The organism is Chitinophaga sp. sic0106 (assembly GCF_019219075.1).
Lineage (GTDB): Bacteria > Bacteroidota > Bacteroidia > Chitinophagales > Chitinophagaceae > Chitinophaga.
The window spans coordinates 331,415-346,214 of record NZ_JAHUWJ010000001.1 but is presented as its reverse complement, the minus strand read 5'-3'; the positions used below and the strand labels follow the sequence as shown (position 1 = coordinate 346,214).

Annotated in this window: 19 protein-coding genes; 4 read left to right on the top strand and 15 right to left on the bottom strand. The window is 46.0% G+C overall.

Features of this window, described 5'->3' with window-relative positions; translation table 11 throughout:
• Positions 1 to 56: 56 nt before the first annotated feature.
• The 5 genes from rmuC to KW844_RS01420 form a co-directional block, all read right to left on the bottom strand.
• Positions 57 to 1,424 carry a DNA recombination protein RmuC gene (gene rmuC, locus KW844_RS01440; protein ID WP_218374924.1) on the bottom strand — a complete coding sequence of 456 codons (1,368 nt, stop codon included), beginning with the start codon at positions 1,422 to 1,424 and terminating at the stop codon, positions 57 to 59.
• 55 nt (positions 1,425 to 1,479) lie between these two features.
• Complete coding sequence (locus KW844_RS01435) at positions 1,480 to 1,980, bottom strand: hypothetical protein (protein WP_218374923.1); 501 nt, start codon at positions 1,978 to 1,980, stop codon at positions 1,480 to 1,482.
• Positions 1,981 to 2,163: 183 nt separating this feature from the next.
• Positions 2,164 to 3,240, bottom strand: coding sequence for an iron-containing alcohol dehydrogenase family protein (locus tag KW844_RS01430; protein ID WP_218374922.1), 1,077 nt, complete (start codon positions 3,238 to 3,240; stop codon positions 2,164 to 2,166).
• A 24-nt stretch (positions 3,241 to 3,264) separates the two neighbouring features.
• On the bottom strand, positions 3,265 to 3,990 hold the full coding sequence (kdsB, locus tag KW844_RS01425; protein ID WP_218374921.1) for a 3-deoxy-manno-octulosonate cytidylyltransferase: 726 nt from the start codon (positions 3,988 to 3,990) through the stop codon (positions 3,265 to 3,267).
• A 70-nt stretch (positions 3,991 to 4,060) separates the two neighbouring features.
• Positions 4,061 to 5,251, bottom strand: coding sequence for a DegT/DnrJ/EryC1/StrS aminotransferase family protein (locus KW844_RS01420; RefSeq protein WP_218374920.1), 1,191 nt, complete (start codon positions 5,249 to 5,251; stop codon positions 4,061 to 4,063).
• 439 nt (positions 5,252 to 5,690) lie between these two features.
• On the opposite strand from KW844_RS01420, the gene KW844_RS01415 reads away from it, so the two are divergent.
• Complete coding sequence (locus tag KW844_RS01415) at positions 5,691 to 6,233, top strand: CAP domain-containing protein (RefSeq protein ID WP_073082690.1); 543 nt, start codon at positions 5,691 to 5,693, stop codon at positions 6,231 to 6,233.
• On the opposite strand, the gene KW844_RS01410 is transcribed toward KW844_RS01415, so the two are convergent.
• Both KW844_RS01410 and KW844_RS01405 read right to left on the bottom strand, forming a co-directional pair.
• Entirely contained in the window at positions 6,234 to 6,536 is a 303-nt protein-coding gene (locus tag KW844_RS01410) for a hypothetical protein (protein WP_218374919.1), read from the bottom strand.
• Positions 6,537 to 6,547: 11 nt separating this feature from the next.
• Entirely contained in the window at positions 6,548 to 7,171 is a 624-nt protein-coding gene (locus tag KW844_RS01405; RefSeq protein ID WP_218374918.1) for a glycoside hydrolase family 25 protein, read from the bottom strand.
• A gap of 258 nt (positions 7,172 to 7,429) precedes the next feature.
• Here KW844_RS01405 and KW844_RS01400 point away from each other — a divergent pair, with 258 nt between their 5' ends.
• The gene (locus KW844_RS01400) at positions 7,430 to 8,455 is read left to right on the top strand and encodes an SPASM domain-containing protein (RefSeq protein ID WP_218374917.1); all 1,026 of its coding nucleotides are present in this window, start codon (positions 7,430 to 7,432) and stop codon (positions 8,453 to 8,455) included.
• Positions 8,456 to 8,549: 94 nt separating this feature from the next.
• Complete coding sequence (locus KW844_RS01395) at positions 8,550 to 9,044, top strand: energy transducer TonB (protein ID WP_218374916.1); 495 nt, start codon at positions 8,550 to 8,552, stop codon at positions 9,042 to 9,044.
• An 82-nt stretch (positions 9,045 to 9,126) separates the two neighbouring features.
• Here the strand turns inward: KW844_RS01395 and KW844_RS01390 are convergent, their stop codons facing one another.
• Genes KW844_RS01390 through KW844_RS01380 form a run of 3 tightly spaced genes read right to left on the bottom strand, consistent with a single transcriptional unit; the run spans position 9,127 to position 10,190 of the window.
• The gene (locus tag KW844_RS01390; protein ID WP_218374915.1) at positions 9,127 to 9,486 is read right to left on the bottom strand and encodes a hypothetical protein; all 360 of its coding nucleotides are present in this window, start codon (positions 9,484 to 9,486) and stop codon (positions 9,127 to 9,129) included.
• A 14-nt stretch (positions 9,487 to 9,500) separates the two neighbouring features.
• The gene (locus KW844_RS01385) at positions 9,501 to 9,971 is read right to left on the bottom strand and encodes a hypothetical protein (protein ID WP_218374914.1); all 471 of its coding nucleotides are present in this window, start codon (positions 9,969 to 9,971) and stop codon (positions 9,501 to 9,503) included.
• A gap of 24 nt (positions 9,972 to 9,995) precedes the next feature.
• Positions 9,996 to 10,190: a YtxH domain-containing protein gene (locus KW844_RS01380; RefSeq protein WP_073082676.1), complete on the bottom strand. Its 195-nt coding sequence runs from the start codon at positions 10,188 to 10,190 to the stop codon at positions 9,996 to 9,998.
• A 174-nt stretch (positions 10,191 to 10,364) separates the two neighbouring features.
• On the opposite strand from KW844_RS01380, the gene KW844_RS01375 reads away from it, so the two are divergent.
• Positions 10,365 to 11,438, top strand: a complete 1,074-nt coding sequence (locus KW844_RS01375; protein WP_218374913.1) for an AI-2E family transporter — start codon at positions 10,365 to 10,367, stop codon at positions 11,436 to 11,438.
• Positions 11,439 to 11,440: 2 nt separating this feature from the next.
• Here KW844_RS01375 and nadD read toward each other — a convergent pair whose 3' ends face one another.
• The 5 genes from nadD to paaA all read right to left on the bottom strand — a co-directional run bounded on the left by nadD (position 11,441) and on the right by paaA (position 14,740).
• On the bottom strand, positions 11,441 to 12,010 hold the full coding sequence (nadD, locus tag KW844_RS01370) for a nicotinate (nicotinamide) nucleotide adenylyltransferase (protein WP_218374912.1): 570 nt from the start codon (positions 12,008 to 12,010) through the stop codon (positions 11,441 to 11,443).
• Positions 12,011 to 12,081: 71 nt separating this feature from the next.
• The gene (paaD, locus tag KW844_RS01365; protein ID WP_218374911.1) at positions 12,082 to 12,573 is read right to left on the bottom strand and encodes a 1,2-phenylacetyl-CoA epoxidase subunit PaaD; all 492 of its coding nucleotides are present in this window, start codon (positions 12,571 to 12,573) and stop codon (positions 12,082 to 12,084) included.
• Positions 12,574 to 12,576: 3 nt separating this feature from the next.
• Entirely contained in the window at positions 12,577 to 13,338 is a 762-nt protein-coding gene (gene paaC / locus KW844_RS01360; RefSeq protein WP_255578096.1) for a 1,2-phenylacetyl-CoA epoxidase subunit PaaC, read from the bottom strand.
• Positions 13,328 to 13,708: a hypothetical protein gene (locus tag KW844_RS01355; RefSeq protein WP_218374910.1), complete on the bottom strand. Its 381-nt coding sequence runs from the start codon at positions 13,706 to 13,708 to the stop codon at positions 13,328 to 13,330. Before KW844_RS01355 ends, paaC begins: the two co-directional genes overlap by 11 nt.
• Positions 13,709 to 13,741: 33 nt before the next feature.
• Positions 13,742 to 14,740: a 1,2-phenylacetyl-CoA epoxidase subunit PaaA gene (gene paaA / locus KW844_RS01350; protein WP_218374909.1), complete on the bottom strand. Its 999-nt coding sequence runs from the start codon at positions 14,738 to 14,740 to the stop codon at positions 13,742 to 13,744.
• Positions 14,741 to 14,800: the final 60 nt, after the last annotated feature.

The following is a 14,800-nucleotide window of genomic DNA, read 5'->3' as shown; positions in this document are numbered from 1 at the left end:
CCAGCCTTCGGCAGGTAAAGTAATGCGGTTTGAAAGGCCGCAAGCCTGTCAAACCGCTATTTATCGGTTCCGGACTCGAGGCTGCCATTTTCCGGAGGCGCCTCCTGGACATAAATTTCAGGCAGCTTTTTTTTGTTGTCCACACCTAGTTTGCGCATTTTTTCTGCGCGCCCAACCAGGTTGCCGCTGCCGCTGGTTAGCTTTTTCATAGCCTCATCATAGGCATCGCGGGTTTTGCCGAGATAGTTATTTACCTGGTCGAGGTCATTGACGAAGCCTACAAATTTGTCGTACAACGCCCCACCCTGCCGTACTATCTCCTGCGCATTCCTGTTTTGCTTTTCCAGCCGCCACATGTTCTCAATAACTTTGAGCGTTGCCAGCAGTGACGGTACGCTTACCAGGATAATCCGCTTGCGGAAAGCGAAATCATACAGGTCCTCCTCCGGCTGCAGGATTGCAAGCGCATAGGCCGGCTCCACAGGTATAAAGAGCAATACAAAATCAGTAGTGTTGTTGTAGAGCGACTGATAAGCCTTTGCACTCAGCTCATTCACGTGATTTTTTACCGATGCCAGGTGCTGTTTCAGGAACTGCTGCCTGGAGATATCATCTTCTGCACTGCAATATTGTTCGTAGGCTTTGAGCGACACCTTGGAATCTATAATCACGCGACGGTCTTCCGGCAGATGCAATACCATATCCGGGCGCCGCAGTTGTCCTTCGGCATCATAGCGGGAGTCCTGTGTGAAATAATGTATCCCCTTTTCCAGGCCTGATGCCTCCAATACTTTCTCCAGGATCACCTCTCCCCAGCTGCCTTGTTTTTTGGTATCTGCTTTCAGCGCATTGGTGAGATTATTAGCTTCCTTCGTAAGTGTTTGATTTAGCAATAACAGTCGCTGTAATTCCGCCCGCAATTCAGTACGCTGCGTGGTTTCAGCCACCAGTGACTGCTGAACGCTGCTACGGAAAGTATCGATTTTATCGGATAATGGTTTGAGCAGGTCATCCAGCTTGGATTGGTTTTGCTCCATGAAGTTGCCGGAAATGCGGTGCAGTAACTGGTTGGCGATATTCTCAAACTGGTGCCGGGAGTCTTCCTGCTGCTGGATCAACCGCTGGCGCTCTTCGGAAAGCTGCAGTTGCAGGTATTTATTTTGTTCCAGCAGTCGCCCCTGGTCTCCCTTTTGCAGGGCATATTCTTCGTTTAAGCGCTCCAGCTGATCCTGGGCCTCCTGCAACTGCCGCTGCCTGTCTTTGAGCGCCGATTCCAGGTAAAGCTGCTGTGACTCCAATTGTACAGCACGGTCCTGCATCTGGCGATGCTGGGATTCCAGTTGCTGCTGCCGCGACTTAGCTGCGAACAGCAGGTATATAAAAACGAGCAACACGATACCGGTTGCAATCAAAGCTGCTATCATGACAATCTTCCTCCTCTGTCAAATTTAAATGCACACTACGCATTGGATCTGCGTATTAACGGTGTTTTTTAATAAAGCCAATCTCTTCACGGGAATCATTTTCCCAGCTGATCATTTCTTCCAGGAACTTCTCGGCATACCATAAAATATAAGCCTGATCCACTTCTTCAGGCTCCGCGGTATGCAACACCGTGTTCTTGGGCCCGTCTTCTGTTATACCATCTACAAAAGGATAAGCCACCCAGGTAACTATTTGTCCGTTACGTGATTGAGAAAACGACAACAATCCACCTTTTTTCATTTTCTGAATCACCGCGTTGGGCGTCTTTTCCACGATGCCGCTGGGAACGTAATTGAACATCACATATACGGATTCCATATTCTGCCAAACCTCGTTGATGTCCACCGTCCAGTCGAACATAGGAAAGCGGGCTACCAGTTCTTTCAAAGTGGTGGAAATAAATTCTCTGGAAATAGTATGCCAGTGGTTCCTTCGCTCTTCTATTCTAAAATATACCTGCGCCAGCTCCTGGCCAAGTTTCTCGATATTATCCATGACTTTTTTATCTGAAGTTAAATTATAAAGAGGAAGGGCCGGATAAAAAGGTTTTAATCCCTTTTCATCCGGCCCTTTATAATATTGTTGGAGCATCCGGGTCGCAAAACCTTCGGTTTTGTGTCCGTACAGCATTCCGCGCTAAGCGTGGAACAGCTGGAGCTGACATCTCCCCAAAAAAAATTAAAGTCTTTCGTAGAGCTTGCGCAGGCGCTCAGGCGTCATGATTGTTTTCCAATCTTTACCCAATGCGTTTTCCCACAGTGGCGCCATGCCCAGCGATACGTTGATCATGATATCGAACTGCTCGTCGGTCAGCCCTTTACAGATGCCCTGCGGAATAATGATGTTGTGTTTCTTCACCATCAGCTTGAACTTCTCCACACCTTCAGGGTAAAACTCTTCCAGTTTATCAAACACAATACAGTTACCGATACCATGTTTAGTACCCAGCAGGTAAGCCAGGCCATAGCTCACGGCATGGGCTACACCCACCTGTGAATAGGCAATGCTCATACCACCGGCGTAGGAAGCCATCATCAGTTTTTCGTCTGCATCTGCATCCCACTGGTCTTTTTCCAGGAAGATCTCTTCACAGAGTTCCTGGGCTTTTTCACCATATGACTTACTGAAGGCGTTCAGGTAAGTACCTTCCAGGGATTCCACACAGTGAATGAAGCAGTCCATGGCAGTATAAAAACGTTGGTTAGGCTCTACGGTGCTGGTCAGTGATGGGTCCAGAACGATCTGATCAAACGGTGTGAAGTCGGAGTTCATACCCAGTTTACGGGTAGGACCTGTTAACACGCAGGTACGGCTCACTTCTGCACCAGTACCGGAAATAGTAGGAATACCCACTTTATACACACCCGCTACTTTCACAAGATCCCAGCCCTGGTAGTCGGCAGAAGAGCCGGGGTTGGTCATCATCAGCGAAACCGCTTTAGCCATATCCAATACAGAACCGCCGCCAATACCAATGATACCAGATACCTGTCCAAATTCAGCCTGCAGCTCATCGCGGATTTTATCTACGGTTTTGGTTTTAGGTTCGTCGGTTACATCGATGATTACAATCTTGTCTTTACCACGCAAAGGAACACGGGATAAAAATTCTTTCTTATCCTGGAAATACTCATCCACAAAGAAAATCATGGGAGCATCACCGTTACGTTTTGGGGCCAGGATTTCATCTAACTGATCAAAAGACCCGTTACCGTAAACCACATAGTCCACCATTTTAAAATTCCTGAATTTCATATATGCGTCTTAGTTAGTATGTTATTATAAGAGTTTTGCTGCTTTCTCCAGGTCTTCCGGCGTATCGATTTCCACGCCCATATACTCGGTCACTACCATTTTCATCGGGATACCGTTTTCGAGGTAGCGGAGACATTCAATTTTTTCTGCCAGCTCCAGTGGAGTGGGTTCCAGTTTGGTGAAGTTCATGAGGGTATCTTTTCTGAAAGCATAGATACCTATATGTTCGTAGTAAGTAGTTGGAACGTCTTTAGCGCGCGGGTAAGGAATGACGGAGCGGGAAAAGAAGAGGGCATTGAAGTTTTTATCCACTGCCACTTTCACGTAGTTAGGATCTTCGATGGATGCCTGATCGGTAAGCACCTGCATGAGCGAGGCTACCTGTACTTTCTTTCCTTCTTCCCCTTCAAATACGCGCAGTAATTTTTCCAGCGGTTCTTTCTGGGTAAAAGGCTCATCGCCCTGAACGTTTACCACGATATCATAATCCAGCAACTCCATGGCTTCAGCGATACGGTCTGTACCACATTCATGCTCTTTCTTGCTCATCACGGCTTTACCACCGTTATCCACTATTTCCCGGAAGATGATATCACTGTCGGTTACCACCATCACTTCGTCGAATACACCGGTATTAACGGTCGACTCATAAGTGCGTAGTATCACGGTTTTATCGCCCAGTTTGGCCATCATTTTTCCCGGAAAGCGGGAAGCGCCATAACGGGCAGGTATCAATGCTATTTTCTTCATACCTATATTTTTAAAGTATAAAGGCGTATCCGGGTAGCTGTTGCTGACCCGGTTACGCCTTTACTATGCATTATAATGCGCTTTTAATAGCGTTCACCATTTTCTCCACTCTTTCTTTGATCTCAGCTTCAGACCAGGAGAGGTTGATAGGCGTGGAAATATTCCTGCTGATGATAGCATCAGAAGCAGGGAATTCTTTTGTTTTATAGATTTCCATTGCCTGTTTAAGCCCTGGTGCAAATGGAGTGAGCACCTGTCCTTGTTTAAAGTGATCCCATTGGCGGATGTAGTGCCAGTTGTTATCGTAGTAGTAGAAAGCGGCTAGTCCTGCTGCCTTCATAGCTGCTGCGGCTTTGCGTGCCTGCTCTGCTTCCGGCAGGAAGAAGGACAGGAAGGTAGCGCTGTCGCCGGCAGGATCAGGTAAGCGGCGGAAAGTCAGCCCGGGAATAGCAGCCAGTGCATCTTTGAAGATTTTCTTGGTGCTGCGTTGAATATCCAGGAAGGTATCCAGCTTACGGATCTGTGCCAGTCCTACTGCGGCATGCAGTTCAGAAATACGATAGTTATAACCAATGAACGGATGCTGTTCCAGGCCGCGGTCATTACCGATGTGGTCATGGCCATGGTCTGTATATCCGTCACATTTGATATACACATCTTTATTGTTGGTAACGATACCACCGCCTTCGGCGCAGGTAATTGTTTTTACAAAGTCGAATGAGAAAGTACCCGCATCACCGATGGTGCCCAGGGCTTTGCCTTTATAGCTGGCGCCGAACGACTGGCAGGCGTCTTCGAGGAGGATGAGGTTATGTTTTTTGCAGATGGCCACCAACGCATCCATATCCGCCATGGCACCGCACATATGCACCGGCATTACTGCTTTGGTGCGTGGAGTGATAGCAGCTTCCACGGCTTTAGGATCGAGGGTGAGGGTATCATCCACATCTACGAGTACAGGGGTAGCACCTACAGAGAAAACAGATTCAAAGCTGGCAACGAAGGTGAAGGTAGGCATGATAATTTCATCACCTGCACCCAGGCCTAATGCAGCCATGGCAGTGGTGAGGGCGGCAGTACCGCTGGAGGCCAGCTGTGCATATTGCACATCCAGTTTTTTACACATTTCTGCTTCCAGCTCCCTGGCTTTCCAGATGCCATTACGGGCACCATCAAAACCATAACGCATCATGATACCTGTTTCCAGTACATCATTTACTTCTTTCCTTTCCTCGGCTCCAAAAAATTCAAATCCGGGCATAACCTGTTGATTTTAAAAATATAATTGAAATATGGTTGTTAATTGGTGCTGCAAAGTTACTATAATCAGGGTTCCCCTACACGGTATTTTCTGTTTAACTTTTGCTAAAAATTCCACATGCGTTGTAGACTGGCACTGACGGCATTAATATTCACTGGTATCTCACTGCAACTGTATGGCAGTTTACGTTAACATTAGATTTGCAAAACCTGGGATAAAACTATCATAACAACGCACTATCTTTGGGGCCTCGAAAGAGAAAAAGACCAAAATGAGTTGTGATTTACTTTTGAAAGTACTGACCACAACAGACCCCATAACCTCTGAGCAACCTCTTATAGTTTTACCCGTTTCCGCTGAAAGACGATTTTAATTTTGACACGATCCTGTTTAAAACCCGGTATCTATTTCACCATAATTTCTATTAACTGAACTGGTTATGCCCGGGAAATTTATTTGTGCTGCTATTTTGACAATTGTGATTTTCAGCAGCTGCTCCAAAACTGAAAATGAGGTTGCACCTGTTGCCCCTACACCCCCTACTGTGATTGATACAGTAACGGTACCCGAAAATCGTGTTGACCGCAAAGCGTTGTTAACATTGGTAAATGGACTTCGCAGCCGCGGCTGTAACTGTGGAGGCGTTGCGATGCCTGCTGTAGGCCCGCTCACCTGGAATGGCCTGATGGAAAAGGCGGCCTACCTGCATAGTAAAGACATGTACCTGAATAACTATTTTGACCACACTGCTCCCAATGGCAGCACGCCTGGTACCCGCCTGGATGCAGCCGGTTACCGCTGGAACACTTACGGTGAAAATATTGCCACCGGCAACATGGACGAGCAGGCAGTAGTATTGGGATGGCTCAATAGCCCCAGTCACTGCAAAAATATGATGGGTGCGAACTACACGGAGTTTGCCGTAGGCAGGTATGAGAAGGCCTGGACGATGGAACTGGGTCACCGTAACGGTGTGCAGTAGTTATGGCACTTTCTCCTTTTTGCGCCACATCTTCCAGATATAATAAATATAGGCTGTCAGGGAGATGACAAGCCAGGAGTAAAAGAATATTAAACGGCCGGGGGTCGATTCTTCCGGCACACCAAAGCCAAGGTAAAGGCCAATAAAGATATTTACCAACATCCAGAACAACCCAACAAAAACCGTTCGGATGATCTTGATAAAATACATTAGTAAATCAAGGTCAAAAGGCGGTTTCTCCTCCTGCTGAACAGGTGGCTGTGGCGCCGGCGGATTAGGTTCTGATTGCTTTTCTTCTTCCATGATACTGATAATTATGGGATGAGCATTTTAGCAAGGGCGGCACTGTCCCCTTTAAATACATTGAAATCTACCGTTGTACGGATACCGTTTACCCTACCGATATCACTATGCTGCCAGAAGATCCAGCTACGCTTGGACGCGGGCCTTTCTTTCTGGTAATAATGCGCTATCCACAATGGATAGTCATCAAATTCATCGCCAAGATACGTTTCATAAAAATGTATGTTGGTATAGATGATGGGCTTCACTTTATACGCTTTTTCCATTTCCTCCAACCATATCTTGGCCGTGCTGCGGATCACCGCAGCCGGCTGGTTATTGGACGTTTCGATGTCCAGCACCGGCGGCAGATCCCCTGATTGCAGGTCCACCACATTCTGAAAATTAATCGCCTGCTTGATAGGATCACGGGTGGAATAAAAGAAGTGATAGGCCCCACGGATCAATCCGGCCTTGCCGGCATTGTCCCAGTTGCGCTGAAATGCTTCATCCTGGCGGGTAATGCCTTCCGTAGCCTTTATAAACGCAAAGGACATACGAATTTTATCCACCTTCATCTGCTTCACCGCCTTCCAGTTAATATTCTTCTGGAATTTGGACACATCAATCCCATGAATTTTATAATTAACGGGCATGTCTATACCAAATTCATCATACCGAACGAACCTCACTTCATCTTCCTCCCTAAACCAGAAATACCAAAAGGGAACAACCACAACAGCCAGGGTCAATAGTAAAATTGTAAATATCAGCGACTTTTTTTTCACTTCGTTCGATGTTAGTTGCAGGGAATTTGGGTGTTACACCGCAATAGCTCCAGACGTAATTTTATCGCAATTATAGGCTATAATTTGATTAAAGGCCTTACTTTTACAATGGTCAAGTGAATTTTTATGCCCGATTTTAACCTGAATGATACCCTTAATCTCTTTTCCAAGTTCACTTTCAAACGTGCGCTAAATGCCGGAAAGGTGTTGGGAAGTTACTTTGCAAGTAAGTGGACCGGAAAGCCTGTTCAATGGGGGTATCCCATCTCCATATCTTTCGAACCTACCACCTCCTGCAACCTGCGCTGTCCGGAGTGCCCCAGCGGCCTGCGCGCTTTTACCCGCCCAACCGGTATGCTGCAACAGGATTTCTTCAGGGAAACGATCGACGAAATACATAAGGAACTGTTATACCTGATCTTTTATTTCCAGGGAGAACCCTACCTCAACCCGGGATTCCTGGACATGGTCAAATATGCTTCCGATAAAGGTATCTATACCGCCACTTCCACTAACGCGCACTACCTTACCGAGGCCAACGCCAAAAAAACGGTAGAAAGTGGACTCGACAGGCTTATCATCTCCATAGATGGAACTACTCAGGATGTATATACACAATACCGGGTAGGTGGCCACCTGGATAAAGTAATTCAGGGTGCTAAAAACATCGTTAAGTGGAAGAAAGAACTGAATTCCACCAAGCCATTTGTGTTCTTCCAGTTCCTGGTAGTAAAACCCAATGAACATCAGATCGAAGAAATCAAGCTGCTGGCAAAGGAAATCGGGGTGGACCAGGTAAGGTTTAAAACCGCACAGGTATATGATTATGAAGAAGGTAACCGCCTGATTCCTACTATCGATAAATATTCCCGCTACCACCGCAAGGAGGATGGCACCTACGCTATTAAGAACAAAATGGGTAACCACTGCTGGCGCCTCTGGCACTCTCCGGTGGTAACCTGGGATGGCCTGGTAGTGCCTTGCTGCTTCGATAAGGATGCACAGCACCGCCTCGGCAACCTGAAACAGGAATCCTTCAAGAAATTATGGCATAATAAAGAGTATATCCGTTTCCGTAGTGAGATACTCGAGTCCAGAAAAAACATTGATATCTGCGCTAACTGCAGCGAGGGTACGAAAGTCTGGGGGTAAAGTCTTATCAACCGGTATCATCTGCGCAGATGCCGGTTGATAAAGCAAATCTCCTTGTACTGCTTTTCTCGTATATACTTCAAACCATTGTCTTATGCGTAACCTCAAACTTCCCCTGCTTGCAAGCATGGCTATTTCATTACAATTGCACTATAATGGCTTATCGGCACAAAATAAGGCCAACTCTCAGGTATTGTTAAGAAATGAGAAGGATATAAGCAGGTTCTTGAATAAAAATATACGTTATCCAAGAAGAGCACATGAGCTTCATCTCAGTGGCATGTTAACTATTTATTATGATATTCAGACAGATGGAAGCGTCACTAATATTAATACAATCGCAAATCTGAAAGCGGCTTCTTTTTCCAGAGAAGTCGAAAGAGTGGTAAGTCTGATGAAATTCGAAAATGGAAAAGAAGAAAAAAAGTGTGTTGATATGATATTTATATCCCTTAAGGAGGACAATTCAAATTATCCTACAATTTCGAAAACAGCTGATATATCATATTGTATTGCTTATCCCACCATCATTTGTGGCTTTGGAGCACGACGTCATTTATTACCTAATCTCGTGAATTATATTCCCTGAAACCCATGTCCTGTAATCCTCAATGGACAATACACTGTTGAGTGGTAAAACAGAGAGAATGAGTAAGTGGTAATTATGGGAATTAAAACTCCGGCTCCCCATCTGGTTTCTTTTCCTTCCGGCCTTTGGCAAACTTATTAAACAGCTTTATCCCCATCTGCACCCCGAAAAATTCCAGGGCGGTGATGAGTGCACCGGTCGCAAAGTTTTTGAATTTACCGCTCTCCCACGCAAATTTGGCCACTTTTCCTGCAATTCCCAGGGCATTGGAATGTTTGCCACTACCCGGTATAATGCTGTTGAGGGCCATTTTCTTATAGTTATCACGGAAGAAGTCGACCCTGTCCAACAGAACATCTTCGAGGTCGATGGAACGCTTCCTGAGCCGGGCAACTTCCAGCTCAAGTGCATCAAAACCAGTTATTTTCTTCTTTTGGGCCATGCTGATAAGTGCTTTTATTGGTGCTCTACGGCTTCGTCATCGGGAACATGACCTGGCCGTACCGGGGCCTGAGGGTCCAACGGGGAGTTAGGCACCTTTACCTTGTCATTGATATGTACATTATCGTCCCGATCGTCGATCTCGTCGATAAGCACATTGATCAGCAATTTGGATAAAGGCCTTTCAATCAGTTGTTTCCTAAATACGATGATGGCGATAAACAACAGGATGAATATTCCTGAAGCACAGGTGAAACCGATCGTAAAGCTACCGGTTTTTTCACCTATCCAGAATGCTACCAGCATTCCCAGGAATACGATCACAAAAAAGAACAGCAGAAAAGCCATCAAAACCGAGAAGAATAATCCCAATGCCTTTGATAGCTTTCCCGCTGCCTGGAGCTTTAACAGGTCCAGCCTCGTTTCGAGGTAATCTTTGGCGACTCTGCCTGTTTGTTTAAAGTAATCGCTGAAATTTTCTTCCATGCAGTATTATTTAATCAATTGGAATTAAGCCAGCTCATTTTCGAGGGCGTCTTCAAATTGATCCTTTTTCTTTTTCCATTTATCTTTCAGCTTGTCAGCCTGGTATCTCAATTTGCCTACAAGTTCATCTTTTTTATCAGAATTGAGGAAATATCCGACTGCAACACCCACTGCAGCGCCAACGATGAAAGAAACCACGGCTTTTGAACTATTATTCATAACAAAAGTTTTTAAAAGATGAGATAATTTAAAAATCTATGTTTTCGTATGTGATGCTTCACAAACATTATTCCAAGAACAAGTGGGTATCAATTTTGTTTGGTATTAGCTGAGCGTTTGTCCCCGTGATACCTTGGTTATTTGCAGGTAAACACCCTTTAACAATCTAATAATATGAGCAATATCGACAATGGACGCCTGAAACAAATAGGCTTTATATTTCTTATCCTTTTCCTGGCAATACTCCTGTTTACAAAGCTATTTATTTATTTCCCGGGCTTCCTCGGTGCTGTAACGTTTTATGTGTTATGCCGCAAATGGATGATCCGGCTCACAGAAGTGCGCAAATGGAAGAAAAGCCTTGCCGCAACACTGCTGATGCTGCTCACCTTTCTAATTATCCTGCTGCCGGTTGGTGCCCTGGTCAATATGCTCAGCGCAAAAATTGCCTATGCCGTCAACAACTCTACTGAATTAATTACCCAGGCTAAGGCATTGAACAACAAGCTTTCTCAGGAAATTGGCTTCACCATCATTACAGATGCAAGGCTTCAAAAGTTTTCAGAAACAGCCACCTCATTTTTACCAGGGTTCCTGGGTGCCACGTTTAATACACTGACCGCCATCGCCATCTTATATTTTATCCTCTATTTCATGTTAGTAAACCTCCGTAGTATGGAGCTGGCGATCTATGAATATATCCCGTTAAAGGACGAAAATGTGGAGCTGTTGGGTAGGGAATTCAACAAGTTGGTAATTTCCAATGCTGTTGGTATTCCTTTGATTGCTATTATTCAGGGAGTGGTATCGTTAGCAGGCTATCTGATTTTTGGCGTACCGCAGCCTTTCTTCTGGTTTGTAGTTACCTGCTTTACTGCAATGCTGCCGGTAATCGGTGCTGCTGCCGTATATGTACCACTTGGGGTATACCTGCTGGCCGCCGGTAATACTTTCCAGGGCCTGGCAGTGCTCATCTATGGGTTTGCCATAGTGGGGACATCTGATAATGTTTCCAGATTTCTGCTAGCCAAACGAATTGCTAACGTACACCCGCTTATCACCATTTTTGGGGTACTGATAGGCGTAAACCTATTTGGGTTCATAGGTCTGATTTTCGGACCATTGCTAATCTCCATGTTTATCCTGCTGCTGCAGATCTATTCCAACGAGTACCTCATCAAGAAAAGATCCGCCCCTGCCGGCAGCGGACCTAAAAAAGTAACAGTTCGGAATAAAACAGATAAATAAGCTTACTTGTAATAATTATTTTCAGCGATGTAGGTGATCACATTGTCCGGCACCATAAACCGTACGGACTTTCCTTCCTTTATCCATTTTCGTATATCCGTTGCTGATATATCCAGCATAGGGGCATCCAGTACTTCCAGGCGGGCGCCATGGGTTTCTGTGATTTCGTGCCCCGGACGACGGTATACATAGATAGGATAGTTCCTTACAATATGCTGGTAATTTTTCCAGCGGGGAAGATTCTGGAAGCTGTCGCTCCCCATAATGATGCAAAACTCCTGGGTAGGAAATTTCTCCCCCAGGTATGCCAGGGTGTCTACAGTAAACGAAGGACGAGGCAGGGAAAATTCTATATTGCTTGCTCTGAGCCTGGATTCATCTTTAATGGCCAGTTCCACCAGGTGAAATCTGTCGTGCTCATTAAGAAGGGTGGAGGAAGGTTTCAGTGGGTTTTGAGGAGAAACCACCAGCCACACTTTGTCCAGATCAGTATTGTACGCAACATAATTGGCAATGATCAAATGCCCCGTGTGTATAGGATTAAAAGACCCAAAATACAAGCCTATCTTCATGTTTCATCTATAAATTTGCCAATGGCATATCAACTAATGCGTGTAAAAATAGGCATTTCCGGTAATCCTGCTTATTCCAGTGGCTTAAACTGCTCAAATATCTGTCCGCACGATTTACAAAAATGTATAGCCCGGCAAAGCGTGGAACCAAAAGGGGCCCGCAGATAAGTTTCGGTGCTGCCACAGTGCGGGCAGGGTACCTCTACAAATAAGTCCTCACTCACCTCTTCTGCCAGCCGCTTTGGGGCTGCAATTCCGAATTGCTCCAGCTTTATTTTTGCTTCTTCAGTAATCCGGTTGCTGTTCCAGGTGATGTGTTTATCCACTATAACGGTAACGGATATATGTAAATCCTTTTCCAGCTGCTGCCGGATGTTCCGCTGTATATAAGAAACAGCGGGGCAGGCTGCAAATGTTGGAATCATATGCACCTCCGCCCCGTTATCCTGTAGCACTACATCGGTGATCATGCCCAATTCTACCACGCTTAATACGGGTATTTCCGGGTCCATCACCTGTTGCAGGGAATTATAAATATTTTCTATGGTAATTTCCATTGTCATAAATTACCAGTTAGCTGCGGTATCCAGGTTAAACACCTCTCCCATCTCTTTTAATAATGGCGCCAGGTAAGGTGTATGCTGTCCGGTACGGCCGCCATAGGCAGGCGTAATCGATTCCAGCGGCGGCAGGTTCAACGATGCTTTTACCAGCACGGGATAAATCCTGTCGAGCCAGCGGCTATATAATTCCTTTTCTCCGGGATATACCTTCGCGTCTATCAACACCTGTTCATTTGCCTTACCGGGTTCAAAGATGCCGGCTGCCAGCGCAATGATTTCATTCAATGCGGTTTGCATGCGGTCATAGCTTTCTTCACCAGCTTTGCTGAGCTGCATCACCCAGGCATTTGCATGGAGGGTATGGTATTTCAATTCTCCTTTAACTTTTCTGCTCAATTGTTGCAGTGGCTCAAAACTGCTTTCCAGCATGCTTTCATACCGCACTGCCTCCGCCTGATCAAAAAGGAAATGCCGCATCAGGCTGAAGTCATACCCTGCATTAGGATATTCCACCAGGTGGCAGCATTTGTATTCATTTTCCGGGCGACAAAAAGCAAAAATATCTGCCTGGCTGCCACCCAGATTTTCTTCTATAATCCGGTACAATGCCCATGAATGACCGATCTTATCCTGCGCCATGGACGAAAAGGCAATATCTTCTTCCATAACAGGCCCCAGTCCGGTCCATTCCGAATTCCGATGCCCCATTATCAGTTCATCATCGGCCATTTTTGTGAGCAGGTCTGTTATTGCGTTATTTAACATCAGTAGTTCCTTTGGATGATTGTTTAAATTTGTTGATCTTTTCCATCACCTTAAAGCCGCTGGCATCACGATATGTTTTTTCCAGGTTGTTGGCAAACATATCCTCATCTTCCACATCAAAGGCCAGGATATCGGCACTTTTTACCACCCAGAGATTTACACATTTTTTCCTGCGGGCAAATTGTTCTTTGGCAAAGATGAGTGCCAGCTGTGGATCGGGGGCGTGCACGCAGCCTACATGTTCATGGTGCGCACCTCTTTTTTCCTGGTGAAATACTTCGTATACGTTCCAGTTCTCCCCTTCTTCTACTTTTATTACGGCGCCGGGGTCGCCGAGTTTTAATCTGTTTACACGTGGATCTAAAGACATGATTGGTTTGCTAAAATTTGGAGCTTAAAATAATCAGGCTACAGGCAGGGTATGTTTTTCCGTTGGCTTCATCAGCGCTTTACGTACCCATCGGCCATGCTCTTCTGCCCACTTCCTTACCTGGAGGCGTTCCTCGTTGCAGGGGCCGCCACCGTTGATCACCCTGAAAAATTCGTCCCAGTCCGGATCGGAATATTCCCAGCGGCCTGTTTCTGCATTTTTGCGCAACAGCGGATCAGGCAGGGTAAGCCCCAACTCCCATATCTTAGGGACATACATATCCAGGAACTGGTTACGCATATCATCGTTGCTGGCCATTTTTACCTTCCATTGCATCAGCTTCTCACTGTGCTGACTGGTTTTATCCGGAGGGCCGAAAAAGTGCATGATAGGCTTCCACCAACGGTTGAGCGCATCCTGCAGCATTTCCCGCTGTGCCGGTGTACCGGTGGCCAACTCAATAAAAGCATCGTGGCCCTGTTTAAGGTGGAAACTTTCTTCGTAGCAGATCCTCTCCAGTGCACGGCAATACGGGCCGTACGACCCTTTGGAATTAGCCACCTGGTTTACAATAGCAGCCGCATCAATGAGAAAACCGATTACGGTAACATCCGCCCAGGTTTTAGCCGGGTAATTGAATACGTTGGAGTATTTGGACTTCCCGCTCAGCAAGTCGTTGATCATGGCTTCCCGGGTTTTTCCCAGGGTTTCTGCTGCATTGTATAACAGCTGTCCATGGCCGATCTCATCCTGTACCTTGGCTATTAATGCCAGCTTGCGCTTAAATCCCGGGGCACGGGTAATCCAGGTGCCTTCAGGTAAAGCGCCAATGATCTCAGAATGAGCATGTTGTTCAATTAAACGGATAAGCTGCCGCCTGTACTCTGCCGGCATCCAGTCGCCGGGTTCTATCTTCTCTCCCCTGGCTATACGATCTTCAAATGCGGCCAGTTTCTCCGGCTCATCATGGACCTTTTCCTCCCTCACCTGTCGGTTATTGGGCTCTTCAAAAATGTATCCTCCGCCGTACATGTGCGATTGTTTTGGTTGATTCGTAAATTACGGAAAAAAGCCCGTTTTCAGCGGAAAGGG